Genomic DNA, 14,715 nt, shown 5'->3' on the forward strand with positions numbered 1-14,715 from the left:
CGGCGACCGGCGATCACACCGCCGTGGAGCCCCGTTCCGTCGCGGACTGGGCCAGGGACTCCGCGAGGATGCGCCAGATCTGTGCGGCCAGGTCGATGTTGGCGTCGGCCTGGGCCTGCTCGGCGAGGGCGCGCAGGCCCTGGATGCCGCCGTCGTCGCCGGAGCGGATGCGCAACTGATGGCGCAGGATGTCCATCTGCACCCGCTCCCGGTAGGTCATCCGGGGCTCCGCCTGGGCGAGTTCGCCGAGCAGGACGCGGGCGTCGTCGTACCGGGCGGTGACGAAGGCGAGGTCGGCCTTGAGCGCGGTCAGCTGCTGGCGCAGTCCGGGCGTGCCGACGAACGCCAGCGCCGCCTCGGCCGCCGTGAGGCACCGCTCGGCGGCCTCGGGGTCCGGCGGCAGCTTCTCCAGGTGCAGCCGGCCGGCCGTGAGCCGGAGCCTGAGCCACAGCACCAGGTCCTCCCCGCTGCCGAACTTCTCCAGCGCCTCCTCCAGGTAGCCCTGGGCGGCGGCGTGGTCGCCCTGCCGGACCCGCACCACCGCCGCTGTCCACATCGCCTCCGCCCACAGCGCGTCCGACCGGCCCGCGACCAGCTCGACCAGCTCGTCGACGTGGGCCCGCGCGTCCGGCATGCGGCCCGCCTCGCCCTCCACCGAGACCAGGGCCAGCAGCACCGCGGCACGGTCCTCCACGTCCAGGTCGCCCTCGCGGGCGAGGTGGTGGGCGGTCATCGCGGCGTCGAGGGCCTCGTTGATGTCGCCGAGCGAGCGCAGGCAGCGGGCGAGCCGGGTCAGCCCGCGCACCCGCAGCGCGGTCAGTCCGACCGCGTCGCCGAGCTGCACCAGCTCCTCCAGGTACTCCCGCTCGCCGGCGTGGTCGCCCTGGAGCCGCCGCTGCCGGGCCAGTTGCCACAGCGCCTGCCAGCGCAGCACCGGCGCCTCGTGTCCCTCGGCGGCCAGGGCCTCGCGGAGCGTCTCCATCGCCGCGCCGGAGCCGGTGGAGGCGACCAGCGACAGCGCGTTGGCGAGCGAACCGCCCGCGGGCTCCTCGAAGTCCGCCGCCTCCAGGCCGAGCCGTTCGGCGAGGTAGGCGACGGCCCGCTCGGTGGGCTGGCGGGCGCCGGACTCCAGCCGGGAGAGGTACCCCGTGGACATGCCGTCACCCGCCAGCGCGGTCTGGGACAGCCCACGGGCCTGGCGCAGTTTCCTCAGACGACTGCCGAACGCGGGCTGCTGCAGCATGTGACCATTCCCTGGGGACGGACGAGTGGGGGCGGCCGCGGGGCGGTACGGGCGCGCCACCGAAGGCCGCAACGAGCGTAGGTTGGCGGGCAACAGGCGGGCAATGTTTTGCCAGGTGCCGTGCCTTGGGTCTCGTGCGAACCTCACGGGGCTCTCTTGCGTTCCTCGAGCGGTTCTCCATCCGTTACGGGCAGGATCTCGAGCGTCAGTGGCGGTGCCTGCGCACCAGTCCGCCCCATGCCACGGGAGCTGTTCCCGTCCGTGTCCACGGGAGTCGTACATGAAGCAGTCGGTTCCTGCCCGCCGTGCTGCCCGCGAGGGCCGCTCCGGCCGACCAGGACCGATGCGCGCCACGTCCTCCGACGACGACATCGACTGGCCGTAGAGGTGATCATGATGCACACCCCGACCCAGCACCAGCCACGCCCGGCCGCCCCGGTGCCGGCCCCCGCCGCCACCCGGTCCCCCGTCCCCGCCCCCGAGGCCGCCCTCGACGACTGGGACTCCCGCCTCACGGCCTCGCTCGCCTCGGCGGTCTCGCTGGCCGGGGCCGCATCCGCGACCTGGGCCGCCGTACGCGCCTTCGCCCGGCACCGCGCGGCGACCAACGGCCGCGCCACGCACGGCGCCTGACCCCCGGCCGGCCGGCGACCCGTCGGTCCCGCGCCTCAGTACCGCCCCGGTGACGCGCTCGCCTCCTGCAACGCCCTCGCCAGGCCCCTGGGCCCGTCCGGGCCGTCGCAGGTGCCGCCGACCACGACCAGGGGCGGGCGCACCCCGGGCCCGGTGACCCGCCGGGCCAGTTCGCAGGCGAGGGCGCCGGCCCCGGAGTACCCGCCGAGGACCAGTCGGCCGCGTGAGCGGGCCAGCGGGCCCAGGGCCAGGGCCGAAGCGTCGGTCTGCGCACCGGCGGCCGGCCGGAGCGCGGTCAGCGCCTCCGGTCCGCGGTAGTGCCGTACCAGCTCCCAGTGGCCGGTGTGCGGCGCACCGGGCACGTCGACCAGGCAGACGGTGGCCGCCGCGGGCTCCGCGGCCGCGCGCAGCGACACCAGCGCGGCCGCGTCCCGGGCGACGAAGCCGTCCGGCACCCGGGGCGTCACGGCGTCCGGCAGCCAGGCCAGCGCGTCCCCGACGGTGGTCCCCCCGGTCGCGGCGCCGGGCAGCAGCCGCAGCAGGCGCACGGTGTGGGCCAGCAGCGTGTGGGCGCTCCCGCCGTCGACGAGGTCACGGTCGTACACACAGGTCAGCACGAGGGCGCGGCGGGCGTCGTGGCCGGCGCGCAGCCTGAGGGCGTACCCGGCGGGCGATCCTGCGGCCTCCCGCTCCTCGAGGCGTATCCCGTGCGCGGTGAGCGCGTCGCCGTACGCCTCCTCGGGACGCGGACCGCAGTCGAAGGCGAGCAGGCCGCCGGCCCGTGCCCCGCCGCCGTGGCCGGACCCGCCGCCGTGGCCGGGGGCCAGTTCCCCGGCGGCGACCCATTCGTACGCGGCCATGTCCAGCACCCGGTCGCGCAGTTCGCGCAGCAGCTCGGGCAGGCCGAGCGTCGTGTCCACGCCGACCGTGACGGGCAGTGCGTTCTCGAACGGGCCGGGAATGCCCTCGATGCCGTCCAGGAGCAGTCCGCGCCCCGGGAAGTCCAGGCCGAAGCCGACGACGGCGGGCCGGGGCGCGGCCCCACAGGCGCGGTACAGCAGCATCGCCCACACCGCCTGGAGCACGCTGCTCTCCGCGACGCCCCAGTGGGCCGCCCACCGGGCCAGGTCGGCGCTCTCGGCCGGGGTCAGCGCGGTGCGGTCCACGCCGGTGCCACCACCACGGGCGGGGCCGGGCGCGGCGGGGCGGGCCGGCACAGCGGCCGGCCGGTGGGCGGGCCGGCGCCAGAAGTCGCCGGCCGGGCCGAGGTCCTGGGCGCCGAGCCAGCGGGCACAGTCGCCCAGGTCGGGACGGCGTTCGCCGCCGGGCAGCACCCCGTCGGCGAGGTAGGCGCGGCAGCACTCGCGCATCAGCAGCCGGACGCTCCAACTGTCCAGCAGGGCCCGGTGATACGTGACGAGCACGTCGGTGAAGGGTGCCGCCGCGTCCGCGGGGCCGCTGTCCAGCAGCACCACCCGCAGCGGTCCCGGGCGACGCAGGTCGAAGGTGCGGGCACGCTCGCGGGCGAGCAGCGCGGCCCGCCGGAGCACCGTGCCGTGACGGTGGCGTACGACGTCCAGCGGGCCGCGGTCGAAGACGACGGCACGCGGCCGCGGGTCCCACAGGAAGCCGGTGCGCAGCACGCTCTCGCGCTCACCGACGGCCCGCCAGGCCGCCTCGAAGCGGGCGGTGTCCAGGGGGCCGTACCAGCGCCAGGCGATCTGCTCGACCTGCTGGTCGGGCCGGGCCAGGGCGTCGGCGAGCCGCTGTCGCTGCAGGGCGGTGACCGGCTCGGTGCGCGGCAGCGTCCCGCAGGACCGGTCACCCGCGCCCGTCGGGGTCCCGGCCCCGGGGCGGCCGTCGGGGACGGCGGCGTCGGGGGCGGCGGTGAGCAGGTCGGCGAGCAGACCGACCGGATAGGGCGCCGACGCGCCGGCCTCGCCGGGGAGTACGACGGTGTGCAGGTCGGGGCCGTGCCGCAGCAGCCGGGGCCCCGCCTGCCGGGTGTCCGGGCGGCTCTCGGCGATGCGGTGCAGGGCCTGGTGGAAGCAGGCGGCGTCCAGCGGTCCGTGCAGTCGGAGGGCGCCGTGCGCGCCCCGCTCGGGGTCGATCACCGCGCACACGCCGGTGCTCCGGCCGTCGTTCATCGCCTCCCCCTCCTGGACAACCGGTACGGAACGGACGTCCGGCCGCCCCCGGTTCAGCGGGCGGGCCGGTGCGGGCCGGCCGAGAAGGCGGAGCGGGCGGCGCGGGCGCGCCGTCGCGGGACCGGGCGCCCGGCCGTCTCCCCGTCCCGGCGCGACTGGGCAGGTCCGCCGCGGGGACGGGACACCCGGCGGCGGACCCGGACGTCGGGGAAGGTCACGGGGCGGTACTGCGGCGCCCCGAGGGACCGCATGGCGCGCCCCGGCGGCCCCTGCCCGCCGGACACCGGCGTGCTGGGCGTCCTGCGGGCGTACGGCTCCGGCTGCGGCGTACGACTCCGGCTCCGGCGTGCAGGTCCAACTCCGGCTCCGGCGTGCAGTTCCGGTTCCGGCAGCGGTACGTGCCGGTCGCTGTGGCGCTCTCCCATGGCTGTCCCCTCACTCAGCCTCCCCACGCTAGCGCCGCCGCGTCCCGTCCGTCCGTTTTCTCCAGCCGCCCGCGAACCGTCCCCGACCTGCGCTCATCCGCGCCGAACACCCGCGCGCGGGTCCTCCGGGCCACCGGCCCGTCACCGGGGTCGCCGCACCCGGCCCTCAGCCGGCCAGCAGTTCCGGACGCAGCCGCCGTACACCGCCCGGCATCAGCATGCCGTCGAGGTTCTCGTGGTCCGGGGCGCAGCGCAGTACGCGGCCGAACCCGCCCGCGCGCAGGGCTCGTTCGGCGCGTGATCCGCCGTGCTCGTGCAGCCGGCGTCCCGACACGAGCAGCCGTACTGCCTCGTCGAGGCCGAGCACGCCCGCCGCGTACGCCGCGGCGCAGGCGCCCGCGCCTTCACCGGCGACCGCCGCGACCCGCGGCACGTCCCACTCCCGCCACAGCCGGAACAGCGCCACCTGGTAGGCGAACAGTGCGGTCCGGCGGAACTCGGCGCGGTGCAGCAGGCGGGCGTCGACGCCGTCCTGCGGGGCGAACACGACGGCGGCCAGCGGCAGCGGCAGCCGCCGGTCCGCCACCCGGCACATCGCGTCGAACTCGGCGCGGAACTCGGCGCACGCCCCGTACAGGGTCCGCGCCACGGCGGGCCTGACCTCCGGCCCGGAGGCGAACAGCACGGCCGTGTCGCCGTCCGCGTCGACCACGATGGGCCGGCCCCTCAGGGCGTGCCGGCCCACTTCCCTATTACGCCGTAATAGCCCGGCCCAGCCGGACGCCACCCTCACCGGCCGTCCCCCTCTCCTGCGGCGGTAGGGGCCCGACGGTGGCGCCCGCCGCTCGAGAACCGGCCGAGACACACTCGAACTCCCCTGGAACAGCAGGGAGTTGAGGTCGGTGTCAGCCCACCTCCGCCCCGGGCACCAGGATGTCGTGGCAGTGGGCGACCCGCCCCGCGGAGTCGAAGCGGAGTTCGGCGACCAGCGACCAGGCCTGCCGCCCGGCGCGCGCGGTCGCCCGCAATACGACGACGTCGCCGTCGGCCAGGACGCTCTCCACCGTCAGCCCGAGCCCGTCGGGCAGCGCCCGGGCGCCCGCACCGGCGGGATCCGCCCAGTGCCGGGTGAGCCGGTTGATCTCGCCCCGGTTGCCCGCCGCGACCAGTTCGAGGACGAGTTCCTTGTTGCGCTCCCGCAGGCAGCGCGCGGTGAGGAGTTGGTGCAGCACCCCGCTGAGGGGCTCGGTCAACGTGGGCGCCATGACGAGAGGTCCTTCCCCATCGTTCGTCATCCCGTACAGCCGTCCCGCCCACCCTGGCCGCCGCGGCTGGAGACGCGATGGAGAACGGGTGAAACTCGGCGGGATCCCAGGAAATCACTTCACGTTTCCGCCCGTTCCGTGAAGCGGTCGGCGGCGCATTCCGAAAACCTTCGGCCAATTCCCCCCGCAATTCGGGAATTACTTTCGGCCGGATTTGTTCGGCCGGTCCCCGGCGCTGGGGGCGCAGTGGTGAAACGCGCAGCACACCCCTACGTCAGGGCGTTCGCGCACCACCTTGTAGGGGGGTGCGGACCGTTGCCAGGCCCGACCGCGACGCACCAGGATGGATTCAATGCTCTCACCGCCCTGGCGCCCCGGACGGCATTTCGTTTTCCGGTGTACGTCGCCGCGTGTGAATCCGACGACCTGGTAAGCCGTGGGCCGCTCGCGGGCTGGAGGTACGTGTGCGAGTTCAACCGATGCCCGGACTGAGCGTCAGCGTCGACGCGCAGGGGCGCCTGGACGTGGTGCCGGAGCCGTCGGCACCGGCCCGCGCGGTGCGCTGCGGTCCCGTGGGTACGGCGATGTGGCTCGCGCTGCGCCAGCACAGCGGTGATGTGCGCGCCGCGGCCCGCATGCTGGCGTCGCTGTGGGGCACCGAACCGGCCAACACCCTTGCGGATCTCGACATCTGGGTCGACGAACTGCGCGACGCCGGTCTGGTGCGCACCGAGCCCTGACCCGGCGCGTGCCGCGTTCCGCCACGGCTCCACCACCCCTGTAGGGGGTGTGGTCAGGCTGGTCCAGGTTAGGGGTGGACCAACCGAGACGGGGCGACTATGACGTTGGTCGGAAGGACCACGGCGATCAGGACCTTGACGGACTCCTTCACGGACTGTGCCGAAGGGCTCTCCCGGACCGTCCTGGTGGAAGGGCCCACAGGCTGCGGCAAGAGCGCGCTCGTGCACCTGCTGGTCGAACGGGCCGCGGCCGCGGGGGCGCTGGTGCTGTGTGCGACCGGCTTCCCGGCCGAGCGCGGCACCGCGTGGGGCGTGGTGCGCCAGCTGCTGGCCGGCCGTCCCGGGCCGGCCCCGTCGGGGAACACGACGGCCGGGACACCGCGTACCGAGGACCTGCAGGCGCTGTGTGCCGAGCTGCGCGAGACGAGCGAGGGCAGCCCGCTGGTGCTGTGCGTGGACGACGTCCACCACGCCGACGACGAGTCCCTGGCCTTCCTCCAGTACCTCGCCCGCCACGCACGGCCCGCCCGCATCCTGCTGGTGGTGGCCGCCACGGTCCACCACGAGGCCGGCGACCCGGCGTTCACGACCGAGCTGATGCGCCAGCCGACGTTCCGCCGCATCCGGTTGGAGCGCCTGGGGCCGGCCGAGGTGACCGCGCTGGCCGAACGCGCGGGCTGCCGCGACCACGCCTCGCTGCTGTACGAGACCAGCGGCGGCAACCCCCTCCTGCTGCGTGCCCTCCTGGAGGAGCACGCGCTGACGACCCCCGCGGGCCCCGCCGCCTCCCGCCCCGGACCGACGGCGCCTGCCCAGCACGGCACCCGGCATCCGGTGCCGGCCGGCCTCCGCCGTACCGCCGGCGACCGGGCCCGGCCGGCGGCGCCCGCACCGCGCACCCCGGACGGGACCGGCCCGGCCGGTGCCGCGACCAACGGCTGCACGGCCGGCCCGGTCCCCGACGTCGACGGCCCCTTCGTCCAGGCCGTCCACGCCTGTCTGCACCGCGCGGGCGCCACCGCGGCGGCGGTCGCCCGGGCCGCCGCGCTGCTGGGCGAGGCCGCCACGCCGGAGCGGCTCGCGGAGCTGGCCGGCGTCGCGCCGCCCGCCGTACGGCAGGCCCTGGCGGGCCTGCACGGCGCGGGACTGCTGGACGACGCCGGCTGCGCGCAGCCCGCCGTGTGCGATGCGCTCCGCGGCGCCCTCTCCCCCGCCGACCTGGCCGCCCTGCACCGCCGGGCGGCCCTGCTGCTGCACCGCCAGGGCCGCCCGGCGGTGGAGGCGGCCGGGCACCTGCTGTCCGCCGCCGCCCTGGCCGGTACCGCCCGGTCCGCCACCGGCGAGGAGACGGAACTGCTGTGCGACGCGGCCGAGAGCCGGCTCGCCGAGGACGACGGGCGCGGCGCGCTCGGCCTCCTGGAGGCGGCCCACCGGCTGTGCGCCGACGACGTGCGCCGGGACGCTGTGGCGATCCGGCTCGCGCAGGTCACCTGGCGTTTCGACCCGGCCGCCGCCGAGCGGCTGGTCACCGGCCCGCTCGCCGCGCTGCGCGAGGGCCGCCTCGACGGCGAGGGCGCCCAGCCGCTGTCCCAGTTGCTCCTGCTGCAGGGCCGGCTCACCGACGCGGCGCGCCTGCTCGGCGACGGTGGCCCCGAGGGCGAGGAGCCGGGCGCCTCGCCGCTGGACATGGTGATCGACGCCGGTTCCGCCGCCGAACGCCTGCTGCGCTCGGCCAGTCCGGCCGAGGCGACGATGACGCCGATCGTGCAGGCGCTGCGCTCGCTGCTGCTGTCCGACCATCCCGAGCGGGCCGTCCCCTGGAGCCGCACCCTGCTGGAGGACGCGGAACGGCGTGACGCGCCCGGCTGGGCCGCGGTGTTCGCCACACTGCACGCGCAGGCGCTGCTGCGCATCGGCGACCTGTCCGAGGCCCGCACCTACGCCGACCGGGCCCTTCGGGCGCTGCCGGAGCGCAGCGGCGGGGCCCTGCCGTACGCGGCGACGGCGGTGCTGATCCGCGCCCACAGCGCCATGGGCCACTACACCGAGGCCTCCCGGCTGTGCGACCGGCCGGTGCCCGCGGTCCTGCTGGACAGCCTGGACGGGCTCTCCTTCCTGCACGCCCGCGGACTGCACCACCTGACGGGCAACCAGCCGCAGGCCGCCCTCACCGACTTCCTCACCATCGGCCGGATCATGCAGGACCAGGGCATCGACCGGCCCGCCTGCCTGCCGTGGCGCACCGAGGCCGCCCAGGCGCTGCTGCGGCTGGGCAAGTCCCAGCAGGCCGAGCGGCTGGTGCTGCAGCAGCTGGCGCTGCCGGACGCGCGCCGGCCCTGGGTGCGCGGGGTCTCGCTGCACCAGCGGGCGCTGACCACCGGACCGGCACGGCAGCGGATCTCGCTGCTGGAGCAGGCGGTGAACGAACTCCACCGCTCCGGGGACCGGCTGGCCACCGCCCACGCGATGGCCGACCTCGGCCGGGCCCGGCAGTCGGACGCGGGCGCGTCGGTGAAGGGGACGGCGACGATCAGGGCGGCGTGGAACCTGGCGAAGGAGTGCGGCGCGACCGCGCTGTGCAAGGAGATCCTGCCCGACGCCCCGCTCAGCGAACCCGCTCCGGACCGCGCCGAGCGGCCCGGACCGGAGCGGCTGGAGAGCAGGCTGAGCAGTTCCGAACAGCGGGTGGCGACGCTCGCGGCGCAGGGACTGACCAACCGGGAGATCTCCGCGAAGCTCTATCTCACCGTCAGCACGGTCGAGCAGCACCTGACGAAGGTGTACCGCAAGCTCCAGATCAGCGGGCGCGGGGATCTGCCGTTCGACCTGTCCCCCGACGGCCCGCCCACGACGGCCGGCCACCTGGTTAGGGGTGACTAACGGGTTCCCCCTGCCGACACGACCAGTATTCCATCGAGGCACCGACGACATACAAAAGGGTGAGGTCAGCAATGGCTTGGGACAAGAAGTTCGAGGAACTCCTGCGTGACTACCTGCCGTTCCTCGACGCGGACGAACCGCTGGAGGCCGACACGGACCTCAGGGTCTCGGGTCTGGACTCGCTGGGCGCGGTGGAGCTGCTGGGCTCGCTGGAGAGCGCCTACGACATCCGTTTCGTGGACGAGGCCCTCTCCCTGGACACCTTCGCCACTCCGGCGGTCCTGTGGGAGACGGTGACCCGGTTGCAGGCGGCCGTCTGAGCCCCTGCGGGAACACGCCGAAGCCGCCGTCCCCGGATGGCGGTTCGGCGGTTCGGTGCTGTTGTGTGCTGTGTTGTTCCGTGGCGTGGCGGGTGCGGCGTGCCGTGTTCCGCGGTCCGGGTGGTGCCGCCCGTCACGCCGCGAACAGGTCGAACGTCGACGTACGGCGCGGCCCCGCGAGCACGTCCAGCTGCGGATCGACGGCCAGCATGGCCTGGTGCATGCGCTGCAGTTGCGGCGAGGGTTCCACGCCGAGTTCGTCGATGAGCCGCATGCGCAGCCTGCGGTAGACCTCCAGCGCGGTGGCCTGCCGGCCCGACCGGTACATCGCCACCATGGCCTGCGAGTGCAGGCCCTCGTGATGCGGATGGCGGGCGGTCAGCTCAGTCAGCTCCGCGATCAGCTCCGCATGGCGGCCGAGCCGCAGATCGGCGTCGATGCGCCGCTCCACGGTCACCAGCCGGCTCTCCTGAAGCCGCATCACCTCGATGTCGAGGACCGGCCCGAGTTTCACGTCGACCAGCGGTGCGCCGGTCCACAGGTCGAGTGACGCGCGGAACTGCGCCGCGGACGCCTCGTTGTCCCCCGCCTCGAACGCGGACTGTCCCTGCCTGACCAGTTCCTCGTAGCGGTGCACGTCGACACAGCTCTTGTCGATCTGCAGCAGGTATCCGCCGTGCCGGGTGGCGAGAACGTCCTTCGCCCCGGTCGGAGCGCCCGGGCCCATGGCCGTACCGAGCCGCCTGCGCAGTTGGAGTATGTAGGTCTGCAGGGTCGTCAGCGCGCTCGCCGGGGGTTCGGTTCCCCAGAGTTCCTCCATGAGCGTGGGAACGGGCATGACCCGCCCGGGATAGAGCGCCAGCAGCGACAGAATCTGTCGCGGCTTACCGGCCGTCGGAACGATCGATCCCCCGTTGACCTCGGCACTCAACGGACCCAGAACCTGAATCTGCATCGGTGGCCTCCCCACCTCGTCGAGTTCCTTGTCGAGTTCCTTTTGGTGGCCAAAATTCTCCGCCACTACGCACGCTAGCCGTGTCCATGCCCCCCGAGCGATTTTCTGTAGCGGTCCTCCAGTGGCGCTCCAAGTGGGGTGTTGCGCAATGCAGATAAGGCACTCAAGAACACATGTACCAATGCTGGAAATGAACTATCGATTCCGGTGTGGAATTCGGGACGACGGATAACCTTGCGGGTCTGCGATCCTTTTCCCGCCCGTCGAAGTGAACGGAGACGCGATGCGAGCCCCCGGTTCCGCCGCCCCGGCCGACGCGCCGGCGACGGTCCCCGCGGTGCGCCTCTTCCTCTTTCCGCACGCGGGCGGCTCAGGGCTGATGTACCAGAACTGGCCGGCCCGCTTCCCGGCCGACTGGCGGGTGGCGGCACGGGACGCGCCCGGCCACGGCACGCTGATGGGGCAGCCGCCGCTGAGGGACGGCGACGCCCTGGTGGCTCACCACCTCGACCGGCTGATCCCCGAACTGAACGCCTGCGGGGCGCCGTTCGCGCTGTTCGGCCACAGCATGGGCGCCCTGGTGGCCCACGAACTCGCCCGCAGGCTGACGGCGCGGGGCCGCCCTCCGGTGTGGCTGGGCCTGTCGGCCTGCGGTGCGCCCCGCCCGTACGGCCCGCCCGTACGGGTGAGTGCCCGGGAGCTGTCCGACGAGGAGCTGCGGCGCCGGGTCGCCCAGCTGGGCGGCACCCCGCCGAAGGTGCTCGACCACCCCGGCCTGTGGCGGCACTTCGCGCCGGTCATCCGCGCCGACCTGCAGCTGGTGGAGAGCTGGCGTCCGGCGCCCGCCGCCGAACCGCTGCCGGTGCCGGTGTCCCTGTTCGGCGGCGCCGAGGACGCGGTGGTGGGCCTGGCCGCGCTGGAACGCTGGAGCGGGCACTGTGCCCGGCGGCCGGCGACGCACGTCTTCGCGGGCGGCCACTTCTACTTCCAGGACGACCTCGACGCCGTGGCCCGGGCGGTGACCCACGACGTGACGCAGGCCCTGCGCCTGACGTCCGCGCCCGGCCACTGAGCACACAGGTCCTGTCGTCGGTGTTCCGCGCTCCTGGTGGGCAGAACACCGACGACAGGACCTACCCATGTGTCGCGCCCACGGGCTCGGGCAGGGCGATGGTGTGCGGCGCGGCCCGGCCCCAGGGGAACCCGTGGTGCAGCTCGAGCAGCGGGGCGCCGTGTTCGTCCGCGGGTACGGCTACGGCGGCCAGCACGTCCGGCACCGGCTCCAGCTCCAGGAACCGCCAGCGCCCGGCCAGATCGTCGGTGGGCGGCCGGAAGGCGAGCACGCCCCGGTCGTCGGCCAGGGTGAAGCAGAACTCGTCGAAGGGCAGTCCGAGGCCCAGTCCGCGGGCCTTGGAGTACGCCTCCTTCAGGGTCCACAGCCTGAGCACCCGCCGGTCCCGCTCCCGTCCCTGGGCCGCGCCGGCCACCCACCGCTGCTCCTCGGGGGTGAAGGTGGTCAGGATGGTCTCCAGGGCCTGCGCGTCCCGGCCGAGGCCCTCGACGTCGACCCCGATGCGGTGCCTGCGGACGATGCCGAGCAGGCTGTAGCCGCCCGCGTGGGAGAGGTTGAAGTCCAGGTGGTCGCCGCCGCGCGGCAGGCCGCCGGGCAGCGGCTGCAGGAAGGGCCGCCCGCGCGAGGAGCGCCAGATGACCAGTTCGGCCTCGGCGAGGCCGGCCTCCAGCGCCAGCGCCCGGCGGACCAGGGTGTGGGCGACCAGGTACTGCCGCCGGTCGCGTTCGAAGAGGAAACGCGCCGCGGTCTTGTGTTCACGCTCGTCGAGCCAGTGCGAGGCCAGGACCCCGGCGAGGGCCGGCGGGAGGGCGTCGTTGGGGCACAGCCACAGCTTCACCGGGGCCGCCGTCTCCTCGAGCGGTGCGGGCCCGGCGCTGAGGGGCTCCGGTGCGGTGATCGTCATGGTGCCGCTTCATCCATCCGCCAGGAGCCGGGCGGCCTCGTCGACGCCGATCCTCTCGCCGCGCACCGCGTCGAGCAGCGCGACCACCTCGTCCTGGGACAACGGGGGCCGCTTCGCTGCCGTGGTGACCGGCTCCCGCCTCCGCTCCGCCCTCGCCGGTACGGCACTGCCGGCGCCCGGCGCCGCCGGGATCACCGTGCCCCGGGTGCGGGAGGCGACGTAGGACGCCATGGCGGCGAGGCTCGGATGCTCGTGGACGGTGACGGGGCCTTCGGTCAGGCCGTAGGCGCGGTTGACGCCGGCGGCGAACTCGGCGGCCAGGACGGAGTCGATGCCCAGCTCGGCGAAGGCGGCACCGCCTTCGATCTCCCAGGGGTCGCAGTGCAGGATCCGCGCCAGTTGCTCGCGCAGCACCTGGAGGACCGCGGCGGAGGCCCCGGGGTCCTGGACGGCGGGAGGCTCGTCGGCTCCCCCGCGGGCGGCTGCCACATGGCGGGCGAGCAGGGCCGGTGTGGGGTGCTCGTAGAGCGCCGCGGCGGCGATCCGGACGCCGAAGTGCCGGCTGACCTCCGCGACGAACTCGACGGTGAGCAGGGAGTCCAGGCCGAGCACGGGGAAGGGCTGTTCGGGGTCGACGCGGTCGGGGTCCACGTGGACCACGCCGGCCAGCACGGCCGTGAGCTCGGCGAGGATGTCGCCGGGGGCACCGAGGGGTGCCGTCGGCTCACTGGTCATGGTGGATGCCTCCAAGGATCGGCCCCCGTGCCGGAGGGTCAGTGGGTCGGTGTCAGGGGTCCGGCGTGCGGCGCGGGCGTGGCTCGGGGGGCCGGGGCGGGCGCCGCGGGGCCCTGCGTGGTCTCGGGCGCGGCCATCAGGATCGAGTGCTGGAGCCGGCGCAGCCGCGGTGACGGCTCCAGCCCCAGGTCGCGGCCGAGGGTGGTGCGCAGCTGCTGGTAGACGGCGAGCGCCTCGCCGCGGCGCCCGGAGCGGTAGAGCGCGAGCATGAACTGGGCGTGCAGGTTCTCGTGGGTGCGGTAACGGCTCGTCAGGACGGTCAGCTCGGCGAGCACTTCGCGGTGCCGCCCGAGCCGCAGGTCCGCCTCGATGCGCTGGTCGAGGGCGCACAGCCGACTCTCGTCGAGACGCTTGGCCTCCATGGCGAGCTGCACCCCGGTCTGCACGTCCGCGAAGGCGGATCCCGACCACAGGTCCAGGGCGGCGGCGAGGGTGCGCGAGGCACCCGCGAAGTCACCGGCGTCCATGGCCCGGTAGCCCTGTCCCGCCAGCCGTTCGAACTCGCGGACGTCACTGGTGCCGCCGTCGGAGGAGAGCAGGTATCCGCCCGGCAGGGTGAGCAGCACGTCCTTGGCGGTACGGCGTTCGCTCCGGTCACCGGGTTGCTCCGCGGTGTCGTGGGCGAGCGCCGCCGCGATGAGTTCGCGCAGTTGCAGCACGTAGGTCTGCAGGGTGGTGCGCGCGCTGCGCGGTGGCCGGCCCGACCACAGTTCCTCGATGAGCGAGGCGACCGGCACCACCCGGTCCGCGTGCAACGCCAACAGCGCCAGGACCTGGCGTGGCTTCGGCGCCGTCGGGGCCACGGACACCCCGTTCTCCCTCACGTCCAGTGCGCCCAGTACGTCGATGTCCACGCCGTCTCCCCTAGTCCACATGCGCTGCTGGCACTACACGATTTAAAAACAGCGCGTACGGTATGTCAATAGCAGACCGTACGTTCTGTTTTTAACAACTTTCAAGCGACAGTGCAGCAGACCTTGAAGACCGCCACTCACCTGCAACTCTTCTGAAAATACAGCACTGTTGACGTCTCGTCACGACCACCTCGGACCGGGGCGCGCCCCACAGGAGGGGGCGACCCACGCTCGGCCCCTGCGATGAACAGACCGCTTACCACCATGAGACAAGCAGTAAACAGACCGACAGGTTTGATCCGATGGGGCTACTGCGGGGGGTTGCCGTGCTTGCGGGAGGGCAGCTCGGCGTGTTTGCGGTGCAGCATGGCCAGCGAACGGATGAGCACCTCGCGGGTCTCGGCGGGGTCGATGACGTCGTCCACGAGGCCGCGCTCGGCCGCGTAGTACGGGTGCATCAGCTCGGCCTTGTACTCCTTGAC

Annotated in this window: 15 protein-coding genes; 5 read left to right on the top strand and 10 right to left on the bottom strand. The window is 74.3% G+C overall.

The window, feature by feature from the left end; translation table 11 throughout:
• Positions 1-13: 13 nt before the first annotated feature.
• A complete protein-coding gene (locus ACFYZB_RS40650) occupies positions 14-1,243 on the bottom strand; it encodes a helix-turn-helix domain-containing protein (protein ID WP_351215350.1) in 1,230 nt (409 codons plus the stop codon).
• A gap of 396 nt (positions 1,244-1,639) precedes the next feature.
• On the opposite strand from ACFYZB_RS40650, the gene ACFYZB_RS40655 reads away from it, so the two are divergent.
• Positions 1,640-1,876 (top strand): hypothetical protein, encoded by a 237-nt coding sequence (locus ACFYZB_RS40655; protein ID WP_388766958.1) that lies wholly within the window; start codon positions 1,640-1,642, stop codon positions 1,874-1,876.
• 35 nt (positions 1,877-1,911) lie between these two features.
• Here ACFYZB_RS40655 and ACFYZB_RS40660 read toward each other — a convergent pair whose 3' ends face one another.
• The 4 genes from ACFYZB_RS40660 to ACFYZB_RS40675 all read right to left on the bottom strand — a co-directional run bounded on the left by ACFYZB_RS40660 (position 1,912) and on the right by ACFYZB_RS40675 (position 5,713).
• Complete coding sequence (locus ACFYZB_RS40660) at positions 1,912-4,023, bottom strand: condensation domain-containing protein (protein WP_351215354.1); 2,112 nt, start codon at positions 4,021-4,023, stop codon at positions 1,912-1,914.
• A gap of 53 nt (positions 4,024-4,076) precedes the next feature.
• On the bottom strand, positions 4,077-4,448 hold the full coding sequence (locus ACFYZB_RS40665; protein ID WP_351215356.1) for a hypothetical protein: 372 nt from the start codon (positions 4,446-4,448) through the stop codon (positions 4,077-4,079).
• 166 nt (positions 4,449-4,614) lie between these two features.
• On the bottom strand, positions 4,615-5,160 hold the full coding sequence (locus tag ACFYZB_RS40670; protein ID WP_388766959.1) for an acyltransferase domain-containing protein: 546 nt from the start codon (positions 5,158-5,160) through the stop codon (positions 4,615-4,617).
• Positions 5,161-5,353: 193 nt separating this feature from the next.
• Positions 5,354-5,713, bottom strand: coding sequence for a hypothetical protein (locus ACFYZB_RS40675; RefSeq protein WP_351215360.1), 360 nt, complete (start codon positions 5,711-5,713; stop codon positions 5,354-5,356).
• A gap of 479 nt (positions 5,714-6,192) precedes the next feature.
• Here ACFYZB_RS40675 and ACFYZB_RS40680 point away from each other — a divergent pair, with 479 nt between their 5' ends.
• From ACFYZB_RS40680 to ACFYZB_RS40690, 3 genes are all read left to right on the top strand, one after another.
• A complete protein-coding gene (locus ACFYZB_RS40680; RefSeq protein ID WP_351215362.1) occupies positions 6,193-6,453 on the top strand; it encodes a PqqD family peptide modification chaperone in 261 nt (86 codons plus the stop codon).
• 99 nt (positions 6,454-6,552) lie between these two features.
• On the top strand, positions 6,553-9,333 hold the full coding sequence (locus ACFYZB_RS40685; protein WP_388766960.1) for an AAA family ATPase: 2,781 nt from the start codon (positions 6,553-6,555) through the stop codon (positions 9,331-9,333).
• A 71-nt stretch (positions 9,334-9,404) separates the two neighbouring features.
• Positions 9,405-9,653: a phosphopantetheine-binding protein gene (locus ACFYZB_RS40690; RefSeq protein WP_351215366.1), complete on the top strand. Its 249-nt coding sequence runs from the start codon at positions 9,405-9,407 to the stop codon at positions 9,651-9,653.
• A 133-nt stretch (positions 9,654-9,786) separates the two neighbouring features.
• Here ACFYZB_RS40690 and ACFYZB_RS40695 read toward each other — a convergent pair whose 3' ends face one another.
• Complete coding sequence (locus tag ACFYZB_RS40695; RefSeq protein WP_351215368.1) at positions 9,787-10,608, bottom strand: AfsR/SARP family transcriptional regulator; 822 nt, start codon at positions 10,606-10,608, stop codon at positions 9,787-9,789.
• A gap of 283 nt (positions 10,609-10,891) precedes the next feature.
• Here ACFYZB_RS40695 and ACFYZB_RS40700 point away from each other — a divergent pair, with 283 nt between their 5' ends.
• On the top strand, positions 10,892-11,680 hold the full coding sequence (locus ACFYZB_RS40700) for a thioesterase II family protein (protein ID WP_388766961.1): 789 nt from the start codon (positions 10,892-10,894) through the stop codon (positions 11,678-11,680).
• Between the two features lie 61 nt (positions 11,681-11,741).
• Here ACFYZB_RS40700 and ACFYZB_RS40705 read toward each other — a convergent pair whose 3' ends face one another.
• From ACFYZB_RS40705 to ACFYZB_RS40720, 4 genes are all read right to left on the bottom strand, one after another.
• A complete protein-coding gene (locus ACFYZB_RS40705; RefSeq protein WP_351215372.1) occupies positions 11,742-12,584 on the bottom strand; it encodes a 4'-phosphopantetheinyl transferase superfamily protein in 843 nt (280 codons plus the stop codon).
• A 9-nt stretch (positions 12,585-12,593) separates the two neighbouring features.
• Positions 12,594-13,319, bottom strand: a complete 726-nt coding sequence (locus ACFYZB_RS40710) for a phosphopantetheine-binding protein (RefSeq protein WP_388766962.1) — start codon at positions 13,317-13,319, stop codon at positions 12,594-12,596.
• Between the two features lie 38 nt (positions 13,320-13,357).
• A complete protein-coding gene (locus ACFYZB_RS40715) occupies positions 13,358-14,233 on the bottom strand; it encodes a BTAD domain-containing putative transcriptional regulator (RefSeq protein WP_388766963.1) in 876 nt (291 codons plus the stop codon).
• 308 nt (positions 14,234-14,541) lie between these two features.
• Positions 14,542-14,715, bottom strand: a 174-nt coding sequence (locus ACFYZB_RS40720) for a carboxyl transferase domain-containing protein (protein ID WP_351215380.1), incomplete at its 5' end; no start/stop codon positions are given.

The organism is Streptomyces sp. NPDC001852, from assembly GCF_042891825.1.
Classification (GTDB): Bacteria; Actinomycetota; Actinomycetes; order Streptomycetales; family Streptomycetaceae; genus Streptomyces.

What these genes read in the sequence shown, in the direction of transcription:
- ACFYZB_RS40650 (WP_351215350.1), bottom strand. Translation starts at nt 1,243, where the DNA reads ATGCTGCAGCAGCCCGCGTTCGGCAGTCGTCTGAGGAAACTGCGCCAG.
- ACFYZB_RS40655 (WP_388766958.1), top strand. Translation starts at nt 1,640, where the DNA reads ATGCACACCCCGACCCAGCACCAGCCACGCCCGGCCGCCCCGGTGCCG.
- ACFYZB_RS40660 (WP_351215354.1), bottom strand. Translation starts at nt 4,023, where the DNA reads ATGAACGACGGCCGGAGCACCGGCGTGTGCGCGGTGATCGACCCCGAG.
- ACFYZB_RS40665 (WP_351215356.1), bottom strand. Translation starts at nt 4,448, where the DNA reads ATGGGAGAGCGCCACAGCGACCGGCACGTACCGCTGCCGGAACCGGAA.
- ACFYZB_RS40675 (WP_351215360.1), bottom strand. Translation starts at nt 5,713, where the DNA reads ATGGCGCCCACGTTGACCGAGCCCCTCAGCGGGGTGCTGCACCAACTC.
- ACFYZB_RS40680 (WP_351215362.1), top strand. Translation starts at nt 6,193, where the DNA reads ATGCCCGGACTGAGCGTCAGCGTCGACGCGCAGGGGCGCCTGGACGTG.
- ACFYZB_RS40685 (WP_388766960.1), top strand. Translation starts at nt 6,553, where the DNA reads ATGACGTTGGTCGGAAGGACCACGGCGATCAGGACCTTGACGGACTCC.
- ACFYZB_RS40690 (WP_351215366.1), top strand. Translation starts at nt 9,405, where the DNA reads ATGGCTTGGGACAAGAAGTTCGAGGAACTCCTGCGTGACTACCTGCCG.
- ACFYZB_RS40695 (WP_351215368.1), bottom strand. Translation starts at nt 10,608, where the DNA reads ATGCAGATTCAGGTTCTGGGTCCGTTGAGTGCCGAGGTCAACGGGGGA.
- ACFYZB_RS40700 (WP_388766961.1), top strand. Translation starts at nt 10,892, where the DNA reads ATGCGAGCCCCCGGTTCCGCCGCCCCGGCCGACGCGCCGGCGACGGTC.
- ACFYZB_RS40705 (WP_351215372.1), bottom strand. Translation starts at nt 12,584, where the DNA reads ATGACGATCACCGCACCGGAGCCCCTCAGCGCCGGGCCCGCACCGCTC.
- ACFYZB_RS40710 (WP_388766962.1), bottom strand. Translation starts at nt 13,319, where the DNA reads ATGACCAGTGAGCCGACGGCACCCCTCGGTGCCCCCGGCGACATCCTC.